Raw genomic sequence first — 13,168 nt, 5'->3', positions numbered from 1 at the left:
CTCCGCTGCAGCCCGCACCGGGCAACCCCGATCGTGCAGGCCATCCTCGCCCTGCACCACGTCGAGAACCCCGCCTACTCAGGATGAAAAAGGCTGTGCGCCACGAACGCGGAAGGGGATCGAATAGGAGATCTCTTTGATGCGGCGCTGTGTGAGAGATGAAGGTTGGCCCTTCGGAATCGCCCTGCGGGGGGAGGTTTCAAACCGCCACATGCTGCGATCGCGGTGACGCGGTGGTGGTGAGCGATGTGGAAAAGGCGCTGTTGGAAGCGTCAGGTGGGGTTCAGGAAGACGAGCGTAAGTGAATCGCTGATGAAGTGTCGAAATTCATTGAGACGACGTCGAAACCGGGGTGGGGCTTTGATCCCGGGACTAGCTTGGCGGGTGCCCGTTGATTGGCCAAGTGGCGTCCGGCATAGAGGCGACGTGAGCCTGAACTGCTGCTCTCGCACGGAACGTGGGAAGGCGCGCCCCGGTACTGCTGCCCAGGTCAGGGTGGTGAGAGGGAGAACCTCAAGCGGGCGAAACCGTGAGAGGCCGAGTACCGTCACGGGGCGTGCTGGCGGACCGGATCGTAGTAGTGACGAAGCGCCTGTAATGGGAGTGGAGCGAAGGGTCCGGGTCATCTGTTGCTTGTTCACATCGTCAACCGGACGTTCTCCGGAAGGAACTGCGTGAGTGGGCTGCCGTCGCCGAGGAAACCGTTTGATATTACGAAGTGGGAGTTATTGGAGGCGTATCGGCAGGTGAAGGCCAACAAGGGTGCTGCCGGGGTGGACGGGAAAACAATCGAGGACTTCGAGGCGGACCTGAAGAACAACCTCTACAGGATCTGGAATCGGATGTCCTCGGGCAGTTATTTCCCGCCGCCGGTCAAAGCGGTGGAGATCCCGAAATCGCATGGTGGGGGAGTACGGGTGCTCGGCGTCCCCACGGTCGCTGACCGTGTCGCCCAGACGGTGGTGGCCCGCAGGATCGAGGCGAAGGTCGAACCGATCTTCCATCCGGATTCCTACGGCTACCGGCCGAATCGGTCGGCGCTGGACGCGGTCGCGGTATGCCGGCAACGCTGTCACGCCCGTGCCTGGGTCGTCGACCTGGACGTGCAGAAGTTCTTCGACAGCGTTCCGCATCACCTCATCGTCAAAGCGGTTCAAGCCCACTGCGACGAACCCTGGGTATTGCTCTATGTGCGGCGCTGGCTGACCGCACCGCTGGCTACACCCGACGGCAGGCTGGTTGACCGGGACCGCGGCACCCCACAAGGGTCGGCGGTCTCACCGGTCTTGGCGAACCTGTTCATGCACTACGCGTTCGACACCTGGATCACCCGGCAGTTTCCGGGCGTCTCGTTCGAACGCTACGCCGATGACGTGGTCGTGCACTGCGGCAGCCAGCGGCAAGCGCATACGATCCGCACGGCGATCGAGGACAGGATGGTCGAGGTCGGGCTGCGGCTGCACCCGGACAAGACCCGGATCGTCTACTGCCAGGACAGCAACCGGCGGGGCTCGTTCGAGCACACGTCGTTCACGTTCCTCGGCTACACGTTCCGCGCCCGCAAGGCCAGGAGCAGATATGGCGTCAGCTTCACGTCGTTTCTGCCCGCGATCAGCAAAGACGCCCTGAACAAGGTCAGCCGGACGGTCCGCTCCTGGCGGCTGCACCGGCGGACCGGCGACACCTTCGCCGAACTGGCCGAAGCGATCAACCCGATCGTTCGCGGTTGGATGCAGTACTACGGAGCGTTCTACCGCTCCGCACTGAATCCTCTCCTGCACCGCATCAACGCCTATCTGGTGCGGTGGATCCGCAAGAAATACAAACGGCTGAGCGGGTTCAAGAAAGCCAAAGCGTGCTGGGAAAGGATCACCACAAGGCATCCCCATCTGTTCACGCACTGGCGCTGGACCCGCAACTTCTGGCCACCGGAGATGACAGGAGCCGGGTGACGGGAGACTGTCACGCCCGGATCTGAGGGAGCCGGGAGGTGAAACCCCTCCCGGCTACCCGACCAGTCGGCTGTGGTAGGCGCCTCCGGACAAGCCGTCCGGCCTCGGCGGACTGGTCGGCTCGACGTCCCCCGTCCAGACCTTCGTCGCCCGGAAGCTGAACCCGTCCTGCTCGGCGGGCTCGGCCCGAAACCAAACGCGCACGCCTGCCGCGAGTTGCCGGAAACCGTCCATCGCGATGGCCGAGAAATGCACCCAGCAACCGCCGGGGACGGCAGGTCCGTCGATGACTCCCCAGCCCTCATCCACGTGAAACTCGCGTACGACGCCGCTGTCGACCATGTCGCCAGTCTGCCCGACGATGCCCACAAGATCACGAGCACTCTCGCGCCGCAAACGACGCTCACTGCTCCTAACACAATCCCGGATCGGTTCAGCTGATCAAGGTGCGCCTGCTGATTCAGGCGTTGCAACCTGTCCCTACATGATTGACGTCATGGGCGCCGCCTATCCGTACACGACCATCACCGAGCCGACCTGGCCCGGTTCCGGATGCCCCGGCTGCCGATCAGCGGAATGATCCTCGGGTGGAAGCATCAATCACCGTCAGGCAACTCGAGGCGATCGCGGCCGTCACCGCTCTTGGCATCGACATGTGGCTTCGTGGCGGATGGGCGATGGACTTCTTCATCGGGCGGGTGACCAGGCCACATCGGGATGTGGACTGGTTCGCCTGGTCACGCGATGGAGACCGGCTTGCTGCCGCGCTGACGAACGAGGGCTACGAGCTCCTTGCGGAGCCACCGCACGATCGGCAACTCGACTTCGTGCGCGGCGAGCTCGATCTCAGCTTTGCACTCATCGACGAGGATCGGTTTGGCCACATAATTGTGGCTGGCGGACCTTGGGCCGGCCAGCGGTGGCCGGACGGGATGCTGGACTGTCCTCGCGGGCAGATCGGTGATCTTCGGTGCCGGATCATCAGTCCGGCCGCCCAGATCGAGATCAAGAGGATGATGCCGGTGTGGGTGCCCGGCATGCCGAGAAGACAGAAGGATATCGAGGACATCGCACTCCTTGAGACGGCCGTCGCCGCCTCCCGTGAGCGGTGAGCCCTCCTGCCCGAGACGTCCGCTTCTCGGTACGCCAGACGCTGGTCCGCAGCAGCCGGCCGTCGGCCATCACGCCAGCGGCTGGTCCAAGCACGGACGGCGGCATGACAGCGAGCCGCGAAGTCATTCGCGCGACTGCCACGGCGACGGCTACTCTTCGGTTCGCGCGTCGGGCGAAAGCAGATGGGAAAGTGCGCCATGCTGACGCTGAGCACCCGAGCAGTCTGGGATGAGCCGGTTCGAGTCCGGCGGCCCGGCGCGCCTATAGGCGGCACGAGAGTGTGCTGGCCGACGCCGTCTGCGGCGTCGGCCAAGTGCCTCGACGGGATTTGAACCCGCGCCTCCGCCTCCCCGAAGGGCGAGCGGGATCCTAGGCCTCTAGACGACGAGACACGGGGACCCTACAGCATTGTCCCGGCCCTCAGCTCGCCAGTTTCCGGGAGTGCGGCAAGCGGGCGTCCGTCTTCCCAACTCGTCGGCTGAGCCGCTCGGATCGCGGCAGGAGAGTAGGACTCGCTCAAACTGAGCCCGGGTCCGATCGCGACTATTCAGGATGCCGCTCGTGCACCACGCGTACGACCGCCCCGCGCGTCGCCTCGTACTACTACCGGTTCGGCCTACGGCCTCGGGCGCCCCGGTGCGCCTGTTGTCGGGACCGGGTGATTGTCGCATGCTGTCTGCCGTGCCGATAAGCGGTTTCCATCGGCCTTGGCCGCGCGGATCGCGGTAGCCTTCCGTCATTCACCGGTGGGCAGACGGGCGGGATCGACTCCGTCCACGCCGGTCCAGAACCGCACGGGGTACGCCCATTCCTTCTTGTAGAACTGGCTGGGCATTCGCCTGTTTGCGTCGTCATACGATACGAACTCTGTCGCATAGCTCGGGTATCCGCCCGCTGGCAGGGCGTCCGCATAGCCAAGAGCTTCGAGCAGAACGGTCCGCTCTCGCTTGTTCGACTTGAGTTTGCCGACCAGGGCTGCGTTCAGCTCCGTCAACTGTGCGGACTCGGGCAGTGACCGGATCGCATCAACGATATCGTCCAGCACTGCTCGGCCCCGGTGGACATCGTGGTCATCGTCTGATCCGTCGAACTGCTCCACTGCGGCGCTGGCCCACGGAAGGTCTATCGGCCGGAGCCAGAAGGCATCGCTGGCGAGGTCCTCGGATGTGACAGCTTCTTCGCTCTCGCGCATACCGCACACCCCACAATTCGTGGGGTGGAAATACTGCGACGGCACGAAGCCATGCTGGGGAAAGTGCCGCAGGAACGTCAGCCGCGGCCAAACACTCCGCCGACGCTGGTCCCTCGTAACCAGGCTCGCAAGCCACGCCTGCTCGATCGCGCGCCGGTCAGCGGCAGCGGCCACCGCGACCGCTGTTCGGACAAGGTCATCATGATCCACGCTGGCCAATCTAGGCTAATCGGCTCAACGTGCGCAGGGCCCGCAGTCACCTTGATCAACACGGCCTGGTGCCCTGAGTTATCACAGTAAGCGTTAGTTATCCCGCATTCCACCAGGACGTGCTGGTAGACCGTCCCGCGCATGTTCCAGGCGCGTAGGACACCCGTCCCTCCGAGAAGTCGTGCTTACCCCGTTAGAAGCGGTCTTCGGGCCAGCGGATCCCGGACGCAATGCCAGAAGGGCGGCGCCGAGCACACCGTGGCAGGATGCCCCAAGACAATGGGGGATACGAATGCGTTGGCGATGGGCCGGAGTTGTAGTCATGGTTGCCGTTGGTGGATGTGGAACGAACGCGGTGAGCCACCCGGAAGGCGGGGTTTCCCCTGCTGCGCCCGTATCCGCCAGCAGCGCCCCTGCCGGTCCGCCGTGGTACTCAGTCGTCGACGAGGGGCCGACAATTTCGGGTGCTGCACTGGAGACCACTGGCCCCAATGCGGTGCCGAACGGGTGGGACGACGAGAACCGGTTCTACCGTTTGTGGTCCTACACCGGCAGGATCCTCTCTGTGAAGGTCGATATCAACCGTGCCGACCCGCATGCCGACCGGCGGGAAGACCTGCGGCGCGACGCGGCGGTAACGCAAGAAGCTGGACACTTGCACGTGCCCCTGATGGGAATCGGCGACGGTGGTATCGCCATCCTCGCCAGGCATTTGAAGGGCGCCGACCGCGCAGTAATTCGAGCGAATGTCTACTCCGGCAACGCGATGGTCAGCATACTTCTGCCCACCGAAGGTGCCATCACCACGGAACAGGATTTGGCGGCATACTCAGTCGAACTGAATGCCGCTTTGACTGAGGTGCTTGACGACTTGCGGGCGCAGTAGGTCTACCGGAGTCCACACCCCTGAACTGCTACCCGGGCTCCGGGACGCCCAGCGCGCCCGAATGGGCCAAAACGTGGGTTTGAGCGCGCTTCTGTGCGCGGTAGAGGTGGGCCGCCGAGACGAGGTTTGGCCGGTCGCGTCGATGCGCTGGCGCTGTCAGATCTGGTAGGCGCCCGGTTGGATGTGGGTGGCCGGCGTGCCTGGCGTCCAGGCCAGCGTCCCGATCCCTTCAACGGTGGCGTCGTTTCTCCGCACGCCTCCGACGATGTCGATGCTCATCTCGGCGGCCACCGTTCGGGCGGTGCACGCGAATGAGAAGTCAGCGAGCGCTTCTTCCGTGTCCTGGTTGTCGTGCATCAGTTCGGGGCCGCCGGTGACGCCCAGAGCGTCGAGGTGGCGGCGCTCGATCGGTAACGGCTGGCCGATCGCCCAGGCCGGATCCGTCTCGCTGTAGCGCCGGACGGTGCGACCGGCCTGGGCGATGAGCCAGTCCGATTCGTCGCCGTATTCGGTAAGGGAATATGCGTGGGCCTCGCCGTACTGCCTGCTGAGCTGTTCGACCAGGTGCCGTACCTGCTCGCCGTGTTCGTCAGGCTGCGGATCGCACCATCCACCGGCGATGACAGTCCACCCGTTCAGCTGCGGTGTGACGAAGACCAGAGCACCAGGGCCGGCGATGCTGTCGGAGACCACCGTGTTAGCGAGGGCGAACGTCGCCGTTCGTCCAGGGATCAGCCCGAGAGTGGCCATGATGCCGCGCTGATCGCCGCCCCGGACGCACATCCACGCATCCCAGCAGAGGCTGACGTTCAGCAACGGCTCCGAAGGCGCTTTGATCCGCACGAGGCGCTCCGCCGCGGCCAGGTCGGCAGGATGCAATCCGGCTTCACCGGCAATGTTGACCAACACCTCGAGCGCGGCAGGCCGCAGCCTGCCAGGGCCATGCCGCCGGATCCGCTGCAGTGCGGGAACGATCTCTCGTCCTCGCCCGGCAATCCGCTCTACGAGACTCCGGTACTCGCCCTCCGGGCAATCACGGAGTTTGCCGAGCTCGGTCTCCAACCCGGCGTCGTTTCCCATCACAGGATCTTCCTACCTGCCGGCGACTGGCTGATGAGCCATCGGGTCATGCAGCCCACGAATTTGGGCCAGCAGGCAGAATCCACCTTCACCTGGTGGCGGCTGGAACACAGCGACAACACTTTCGGCCCGAACTCCCCCTGGCTGGCCGAACCCCGTTGGCACCTGACACTGAACCACTTACCCAACCACAGCGGCTCATCCGAGCGCGGACGACACCACGGGAGTATGAGGCCCTTCGAGGAACGGGGCGCGGCGCTCCGGCTGAGCGTTGCGCCTGCTAAACGGGCCTTGCGACGGCGACCTCTGGAATTGTCGTACCCGTCTGCTGAGATGCTGGCATGTCACAACAGCCGCGCCCTCACGTCGATCTTTCAACTGTCACCTCCGCGCAGCGCGCTCAAATCCTCCGCGAGGAGGCAGCCCTGCTCGTAGCAGAAATGAGCAAGGGCGGAATCGATAATATCAGCGATATCATCGTCGCTCTCGAAATGCGAGTGAAGGAGATTGAAGGCAACGTCGCTGCGGATTAGCCTTCTTCAAAGTAGCCAGGCTTGTTGTAAGAACGCATAGCCCACCCGTGGCCGGTAGACATTCCCCATACAATTTCGGTAGGGCATGGTTACCGGTCTCGGGCGGTCTCGGACCTCGCGCTGAGCACCTCGGCTACGCATTGTTGAACGCACCCTCTTCGGCACGAGCGGTCGCCAGCCGGCCCTCGACTGTCGCTACTCCCTGTAGCGAGCGGATCGCGGCAGACGCGAGCGCCGGTGCTCGGCCCGGTAAGGGCATGTCGGCGAGCCCGACGAACGATTAAGGCATCGATCAAGCTAGCGTGCGGGAATGGATCCGCTGGGAGCGACGCCGCTGCATATTGCCGCTGAGGCAGGCGATAAGCGCGAGGTCGCCCTGTTGATAGCCTCAGGCGCCGCCGTGGATTCCAGCAACTACCGCGGGTATACGCCGCTGCACATCGCCGCCGGGATGGCGGCATCGGAGTGCGTCGCGGTCCTCCTGACCGTCGGCGCGAACGCTGCGGCTCTGACGGTGTTCGGGCACACGCCACTGCATCGGGTGGCCCACGGTCTGGTCGGCGACGCCGACACTCGCGTGGAGATCATCGACAGGCTTCTCGACGCTGGCTGTCCACTCAACGCTGTCGACACCGCTGGACGCACCTCGCTGTGGTACGCAGCGAGCACCGGCACTACGCCGTGGACACCCGAGCAGCAGAACGCACGCTTCCGCGTGCTGCAGCACCTGCTTCTTCGAGGCGCTGATCCGAGCATTGCAGCACGTGGCTCGCAGGGCAGGCCGATTGATGCGGCGCGGGGACTGCACCAAGCCAAGAAGCATCGGCACGAATGGGTCCAGGGCGCGGCGTTACTCGAAGACCACGAACTGCGATCGCCTGCCAGCTGGTAAGAGCCCGGATCGCGGCAGATCCGGATGGTGGCGAGCGAACTCGGTTGCCGCTCTGCCAATGCCTGTGACACGGTGCAGATCCCCCGCCCCCGCTCCGAGGCCCAGATGACGATCTACTTCTACGGTGCCGACGAGGTTCTGTACGGCTGCTTCTCCAACTTCTCCAGCCACGGCTTCGACCTCGACGGCCACTGGTGGACAACCTCCGAGCACTATTTCCAGGCCCAGAAGTTCCTTGGCACCCGCCACGCCGACCTCATCCGGCGGACGGCGACCCCGTTGCGGGCCGCCGAGCTGGGCCGCGACCGGTCCCGGCCGCTGCGCCGCGACTGGGAACGGGTCAAGGACGATGTGATGCGCCGGGCCGTGGCGGCCAAGTTCACCGCCCACGCCGACATCCGCGCCATCCTGTTGGACACCGGCGACGAGGAGATCGTCGAGGACACCAGCACTGACCACTACTGGGGACGCGGCCGGAGTGGCACCGGCAAGAACATGCTCGGACGGATCTTGATGCGCACCCGCACCCAGCTACGCGCCGACCTCACCCAGAACGCCAGCACCCAGGGCAGCCGACTGCTGCGGTAGCACTGAACGCAACTACCGAGACCGCGCTGTCTGCGGCAGATCAGTGAACCCCCACACCACGACGGCCGGTGCATATCTCGATGTTTCGACTGCGGAGATCGCCGACAACGAGCATGAGCTGCAGGGTGCCGGTCGGTAAACTAGGCGGGTGAGCGCCACCGAGCTGACCCGCCATCTGCACGACCTAGCCACGGTCGTCTGCTCGACCGCGCCTGGCCTCGAGCGGCTCCGCCGGGTCCGGGCTGAGCTGGAGACCGCGGCGGTCGCGCCGGATCTGTGAAGGGATCCCGCGCGTGGGCGAGCGGTCGGCGGCCGCCTCGCCGTCGTCACCCGTGAGCTGACCCGCGCCGAGACGGTGCGCAGACGGCTCGACGATGCGCTACAACTACTCGCGCTGGCGGCCGACACCCACGACGATGCGGTCCTCGCTGACCTACAGGCCGAAGCCACCGCACTGAGCGACGCCGTCGCGGACCTGCAGACCCGGATGCGCCTCGACGGCCCCTACGACCTTCGGGGCGCCGTGGTCGTCGTCCGCACCATCGGAACCGACGAGGACGCGGTGACCATGGTCGCAACCGTGCTGCGGCGATACCGCGAATGGGCCGAGCGGTACGGCCACGTCATCGAGGTGCCCGACAACGTCCCACCGGAATGGCGCCTGCGGGAAGGAGCACTGGTCGTGGCCGCGCCGTACGCGTACGGCCTGCTGCGCGCCGACGCCGGCCGGCATCACGCCGGGGCAGCCAAGGTCACCGTCACCGTAGCCCCGCTGGTCGAGGACGATGATCCGGAGACCGTCCGGGCTCAGGATGTCCGGCTGGATATGGTGTGCACGCGGAATCCGGCCACGGCGTCAGTTCGATTCACCCATCTGCCGACCGGCTGGAGCGTGTCCTTCCGCAACGATGCGCGGGCCAGGCAACAGCAGGAGGTCGCCTACCGGGTACTCCGTTCGCTACTGCTCGTTGCGGGCGTCGGCAACCGCGGCTGACCGAGCCGCTCAGGCCGGCTGGCGGACCGTCCTGCTCGTGCTCGACCGCGGTGCTGAACCTCGCTGCGCGCCCGGATCGCCAGATGAGCGTACTGATGCGAGCGAGCCAGTTGGGTTCCGCGCCGGTGTTGTCCATGGTTTGCGAAACCGGTGACCCCGGTGACGTCAGAATTGCCCTCGCAATTCGCACAGAACGGCCCAGCGCTCGACCGACTCATTCACCCATCGGTCCCGCCGAGCGCCGATCTGACGCTCGGCCCACAGCAAGGCTTCGTTCTCATCTCGGGCGACGAAGTCCGGTGATAGGGCCACAGCCGGATCCAGTTGCGGCACGCCAAAGCGTTCAAGAATCCGGACATCACCCGCGAGATCCTCTTCGTGCATCGACACCAGGATGCCGGACACATCAGCGAGCGGGTCGATCCGAACCCACCGAATCCGCCGCACGCCATCGCGGTCGACCCACCCAAGGCACTGATCCAACGCCGTCATCCACTTCAACGCCATCACCGGCGAGGTCGGCTCCAGATAGTCCACAGGCTTCATGATGGCCGATGGGGACCACAGCCCAGCCGTAGCCGCAACCCTGGACCGGCACGAGCGAATGCTCGGCAGGACACGAGGCCCCCGCCGAACGCCGGTCACGAAGCGTGGCTACGTCGGGCGGCCCGACGCGCCCGGTCGGCGGCAAATGAGGACGACAGCCCGGCAATGAGGTAACGGTAGGCCTGGCCATACCTGAAGAGTCGTGCCAGACACCTGGCTTGCGCCGGCCGGTCCCGCATAGCGTGACCGCGTCCGTTTGGAACGAGGAGCAGGTTATGCCAACTGTGGCGACCCCGCCGAGAACCCCCGCCCGGCTAGCCGCACTGACCGCACTCATCGCGATGGTGCCGACCCTCGTGATCGCGTTCGTCCTCGGCCCGCCGCGGCTGGCCGGGGACCGCGCGTTGGGGGAGCCGGGCGGGATGGAGGCAGCGTTCCGCCCGGCGCTGGTCGACTACTGGCGATCGCGGGACCTGAGCCGACCGCCGGCGGTGCAGCGGCTGGTTGACTACTGGTTCCGGTGGCACCTGATCAAGATCGGGATCTCCGCGCTGATGCTGATCGTGCTCGTCGCTCTGACCGTCATGCTGTGGCGTGCGTTCTTGCGTACTGACCGGCGCGGCGCGGGGCGCACGGCCGCCCTCGTGTCGGCTGGCGTCGCCCTTCCGATTGCGGCGGTGTTCGCGCTAGTGGTGCTGGGCGCCAACATCAACACCACGGCGGTGCCGTTCCCCGCGCTGTTCCCGTTCCTGGTCGACGGAGCCGCACCCGATCCGGCCCTGGCTGGCGTCCTGGAACAGGCCAGGGCCCAGCTCACCGGATCACACCTGACGGGTGGCTACACGCCGCCCGCGCTGGACGACATGGTGGGTGAGTTCGCCTCGTATCACACCGTACTGGCCGTGGTCGCCGCCGGCATGATGGTCGCCTTCGCCGGCCTGGCCGTCGTCCTGTGGCGGCGCTTCGCCCGGGCGGCGAGGGCCGACCGCCGGACGCGAAGGGTCCTAGGCTGGTTCGGCGCCGTCGCGGTGGTGGCCGCGCTGCTCACGGTCGTGTTCGTTGTTGCCAACGTGACCGTCGCGCTGGACCCGGCACCAGACCTCCTGGCTCTGCTCAACGGCAGCGGCGACTTCTGACGGTCAAGACGAAACCCGGCCGGGTGAACAACCGCCGGCCGGGAGTCTGAGGCCGGGAAGGTGAGTTCGAGCGGGCCTTCACCAGCGGGCAGGCCCGCAGCATCATCGCTCACCTGCACGCCTACGGAATCCACGTACGGACGACCGAATTCGACCGGCCGATCGACCAGGCCGACCCGGAACACCGCGCCCGCTCGACAGCCGTAACGCTGCGGAGTAACCGGATCGCGGCAGAACAGTGCACTAGGCCCACGGCATGAGAATCCTGATAGGGCTATGACAGGTGAGCGGCCCGCCTTCCTAAGAATCGCCCGGCGCAGGCTAGGTCGCCGACATCGTCGGCCTGTATCTGGACCCGCCGGGCGGGGCGGTCGTGCTCAGCCTGGACGAGAAGACCCAGATCCAGGCCCTCGACCGCACCCAGCCGCTACTGCCGATCGAGTTCGACCGCAGCGAGCAGCGCACCCACGACTACGTACACCACGGCACGACCAACCTGTTCGCCGCACTGAACGTCGGCACCGGCGAGGTGATCGGCGACTGCGTGCCCAGCCGCAACGGGCCTGCGTTCCTGGCGTTCCTGAAGAAGGCCGTCGCCCCGCACGCCGGCCGCGAGATCCACGTCGTGCTGGACAACCTGTCCACCCACACCACCCCCGACGTGATGACCTGGCTGAACGCTAACCCGAACGTTCATTTCCACTTCACCCCGAAAGGCTCGAGCTGGCTGAACCAGATCGAGACCTGGTTCAGCATCATCACCCGCCAGGCCATCCGCCGCGGCACCTTCGCCTCCGTACAGGTCCTCGTCCGCACGATCCGCGCCTACATCGCCTCCTGGAACAGCGACCCGCGACCATTCACCTGGACCGCAACCACCAACGAGATCCTCGCCAAGGTCCGACTGACTCAACGCAACATCAAGAAACTCGTCGCGAACAACAGCAAGTAAATCGATCAGCATCACGATGCACTAGATGGAGCCACGTTGAGCTGGGCAACGGCCTTGGCAGCGAGCTAGAGCGGCTCGGCAGTCCGATGGTGAACGTGACCCAGTTGTCCTGCAATCAGCGTAGGCGTCGATACAGTCTGCCCAGCACGCGTGATCGGGAAGTGCAAAAATACCTCCACCGGAACCACCGATCGCTCCACCTCCCAAGCCGCCGAGATTCAATAAGCGAACCTCGGCTGTCGACCCCTGGATACCGCCGCAGGCGCCGCCACACTGACACCCGTTTCCCGACTCGCTTCTGGTCTGCAACATGGTCTTGCAGTGCTTGCACTTGATCGCCGATGGATCGATGGCCTCCTTGCAATATGGGCAGGTTCCGTCATGCGACGGCTTGTCGGGCTCCAGCTGAGAACCACAGTGCTTGCACTTGATCGCACCCGTTTTCACCTGCTCTTTGCAGTAGTTGCAAGTGCGAGTTATTTGTGTTTCGGCGGTCATGGGCATCCCCTTTGTCAGACGACTCGCCTGAGTGCCAACCGGCGCTAAACGACTACCGACCCTCCTCCTGCATTTCAGGTCAAGTCAAGCCCAAATGCGCCAATTTCGACCTGAGCGGCTACCGACAACTACGGCACGGTGGAGGGATCCGCTTCGGCAGTGTGGAGAAGTCTGTTGAGCCCGCGCGGATGATCATTGGTTTCCAACTTACTCATCTCGGCATGTGAGTTATCGTCGCGTCTTGTTGGGGGAACTTCGAAACGAATCAACGTGCTGTAGGACCAGCCGCCAAGGGTAGGACGCCGAGGCGTTGTCTCCTGTGCCTGGTTCGTGGGGTTCGAACTCTTCGGGTCCGTACAGCACGCGAATGCCGGGTTCTTCGCGGAGTTGTTGGATGCTTCGGCGGAAGGGTGTATGAGCTTCCCCTCGTACCGTGGAGGCATCGCCTTAAAGGATTGGTGACTGGCGATGGCGGAGATACGGCGAAGGTTTGATCAGGACTTCAGAGACGGTGCGGTGCGGCTGGTCCGGGAGACCGGCAAGCCGATCGCGCAGGTGGCCCGGGATCTGGGGATCAAGGACGGGACCCTGGCGAA

The 13,168-nt window shown here is 65.1% G+C and carries 14 protein-coding genes, 1 tRNA gene and 3 pseudogenes; 12 read left to right on the top strand and 6 right to left on the bottom strand.

The window, feature by feature from the left end:
• A pseudogene (locus tag AB0E94_RS51595) lies at nt 1-87 on the top strand (IS5/IS1182 family transposase); the annotation flags it as partial.
• Nucleotides 88-674: 587 nt separating this feature from the next.
• The gene (ltrA, locus tag AB0E94_RS51590) at nt 675-1,952 is read left to right on the top strand and encodes a group II intron reverse transcriptase/maturase (protein ID WP_360343926.1); all 1,278 of its coding nucleotides are present in this window, start codon (nt 675-677) and stop codon (nt 1,950-1,952) included.
• A 54-nt stretch (nt 1,953-2,006) separates the two neighbouring features.
• On the opposite strand, the gene AB0E94_RS51585 is transcribed toward ltrA, so the two are convergent.
• Nucleotides 2,007-2,294, bottom strand: coding sequence for a cold shock domain-containing protein (locus tag AB0E94_RS51585; RefSeq protein ID WP_360343923.1), 288 nt, complete (start codon nt 2,292-2,294; stop codon nt 2,007-2,009).
• A gap of 245 nt (nt 2,295-2,539) precedes the next feature.
• On the opposite strand from AB0E94_RS51585, the gene AB0E94_RS51580 reads away from it, so the two are divergent.
• Nucleotides 2,540-3,064 carry an aminoglycoside adenylyltransferase gene (locus tag AB0E94_RS51580; protein ID WP_360343920.1) on the top strand — a complete coding sequence of 175 codons (525 nt, stop codon included), beginning with the start codon at nt 2,540-2,542 and terminating at the stop codon, nt 3,062-3,064.
• A gap of 314 nt (nt 3,065-3,378) precedes the next feature.
• Here AB0E94_RS51580 and AB0E94_RS51575 read toward each other — a convergent pair.
• Both AB0E94_RS51575 and AB0E94_RS51570 read right to left on the bottom strand, forming a co-directional pair.
• Nucleotides 3,379-3,457: transfer RNA gene (locus AB0E94_RS51575), tRNA-OTHER, on the bottom strand.
• 344 nt (nt 3,458-3,801) lie between these two features.
• Complete coding sequence (locus AB0E94_RS51570; protein WP_360343917.1) at nt 3,802-4,467, bottom strand: hypothetical protein; 666 nt, start codon at nt 4,465-4,467, stop codon at nt 3,802-3,804.
• A gap of 565 nt (nt 4,468-5,032) precedes the next feature.
• Here AB0E94_RS51570 and AB0E94_RS51565 point away from each other — a divergent pair.
• Entirely contained in the window at nt 5,033-5,353 is a 321-nt protein-coding gene (locus tag AB0E94_RS51565) for a hypothetical protein (RefSeq protein ID WP_360343914.1), read from the top strand.
• Between the two features lie 156 nt (nt 5,354-5,509).
• On the opposite strand, the gene AB0E94_RS51560 is transcribed toward AB0E94_RS51565, so the two are convergent.
• Nucleotides 5,510-6,433 (bottom strand): hypothetical protein, encoded by a 924-nt coding sequence (locus AB0E94_RS51560; protein ID WP_360343911.1) that lies wholly within the window; start codon nt 6,431-6,433, stop codon nt 5,510-5,512.
• Nucleotides 6,434-6,774: 341 nt separating this feature from the next.
• Here AB0E94_RS51560 and AB0E94_RS51555 point away from each other — a divergent pair, with 341 nt between their 5' ends.
• The 5 genes and pseudogenes from AB0E94_RS51555 to AB0E94_RS51535 all read left to right on the top strand — a co-directional run.
• The gene (locus AB0E94_RS51555; RefSeq protein WP_360343908.1) at nt 6,775-6,966 is read left to right on the top strand and encodes a hypothetical protein; all 192 of its coding nucleotides are present in this window, start codon (nt 6,775-6,777) and stop codon (nt 6,964-6,966) included.
• 310 nt (nt 6,967-7,276) lie between these two features.
• Entirely contained in the window at nt 7,277-7,858 is a 582-nt protein-coding gene (locus AB0E94_RS51550) for an ankyrin repeat domain-containing protein (RefSeq protein ID WP_360343905.1), read from the top strand.
• A gap of 72 nt (nt 7,859-7,930) precedes the next feature.
• Nucleotides 7,931-8,446 (top strand): NADAR family protein, encoded by a 516-nt coding sequence (locus AB0E94_RS51545; RefSeq protein WP_360343902.1) that lies wholly within the window; start codon nt 7,931-7,933, stop codon nt 8,444-8,446.
• A 148-nt stretch (nt 8,447-8,594) separates the two neighbouring features.
• A complete protein-coding gene (locus AB0E94_RS51540) occupies nt 8,595-8,726 on the top strand; it encodes a hypothetical protein (protein WP_360343899.1) in 132 nt (43 codons plus the stop codon).
• A gap of 30 nt (nt 8,727-8,756) precedes the next feature.
• Nucleotides 8,757-9,440: pseudogene (locus AB0E94_RS51535) on the top strand (PCRF domain-containing protein); the annotation flags it as partial.
• Nucleotides 9,441-9,605: 165 nt separating this feature from the next.
• On the opposite strand, the gene AB0E94_RS51530 reads toward AB0E94_RS51535, so the two are convergent.
• Nucleotides 9,606-9,977 (bottom strand): hypothetical protein, encoded by a 372-nt coding sequence (locus tag AB0E94_RS51530; protein WP_360343896.1) that lies wholly within the window; start codon nt 9,975-9,977, stop codon nt 9,606-9,608.
• Nucleotides 9,978-10,261: 284 nt separating this feature from the next.
• Here AB0E94_RS51530 and AB0E94_RS51525 point away from each other — a divergent pair, with 284 nt between their 5' ends.
• Nucleotides 10,262-11,122, top strand: a complete 861-nt coding sequence (locus tag AB0E94_RS51525) for a hypothetical protein (RefSeq protein ID WP_360343893.1) — start codon at nt 10,262-10,264, stop codon at nt 11,120-11,122.
• 331 nt (nt 11,123-11,453) lie between these two features.
• Nucleotides 11,454-12,074 (top strand): annotated as a pseudogene (locus AB0E94_RS51520) (IS630 family transposase); the annotation flags it as partial.
• A 21-nt stretch (nt 12,075-12,095) separates the two neighbouring features.
• Here the strand turns inward: AB0E94_RS51520 and AB0E94_RS51515 are convergent.
• Nucleotides 12,096-12,572, bottom strand: coding sequence for a zinc ribbon domain-containing protein (locus tag AB0E94_RS51515; protein WP_360343890.1), 477 nt, complete (start codon nt 12,570-12,572; stop codon nt 12,096-12,098).
• 468 nt (nt 12,573-13,040) lie between these two features.
• Here AB0E94_RS51515 and AB0E94_RS51510 point away from each other — a divergent pair.
• Nucleotides 13,041-13,168 (top strand): transposase (locus AB0E94_RS51510; protein ID WP_360343929.1); only part of this gene is annotated, 128 nt, incomplete at its 3' end.

This window comes from Actinoplanes sp. NPDC026670 (assembly GCF_040638175.1).
Classification (GTDB): Bacteria; Actinomycetota; Actinomycetes; order Mycobacteriales; family Micromonosporaceae; genus Actinoplanes.
Note: the sequence above shows the minus strand (reverse complement) of the source record. Positions and strands in the feature narration are given on the sequence as shown.

Bases quoted from the DNA above. Each gene is read 5' to 3' on its own strand.
- AB0E94_RS51585 (WP_360343923.1), bottom strand. From the start codon at position 2,294: ATGGTCGACAGCGGCGTCGTACGCGAGTTTCACGTGGATGAGGGCTGG.
- AB0E94_RS51560 (WP_360343911.1), bottom strand. From the start codon at position 6,433: ATGGGAAACGACGCCGGGTTGGAGACCGAGCTCGGCAAACTCCGTGAT.
- AB0E94_RS51555 (WP_360343908.1), top strand. From the start codon at position 6,775: ATGTCACAACAGCCGCGCCCTCACGTCGATCTTTCAACTGTCACCTCC.
- AB0E94_RS51550 (WP_360343905.1), top strand. From the start codon at position 7,277: ATGGATCCGCTGGGAGCGACGCCGCTGCATATTGCCGCTGAGGCAGGC.
- AB0E94_RS51525 (WP_360343893.1), top strand. From the start codon at position 10,262: ATGCCAACTGTGGCGACCCCGCCGAGAACCCCCGCCCGGCTAGCCGCA.
- AB0E94_RS51515 (WP_360343890.1), bottom strand. From the start codon at position 12,572: ATGACCGCCGAAACACAAATAACTCGCACTTGCAACTACTGCAAAGAG.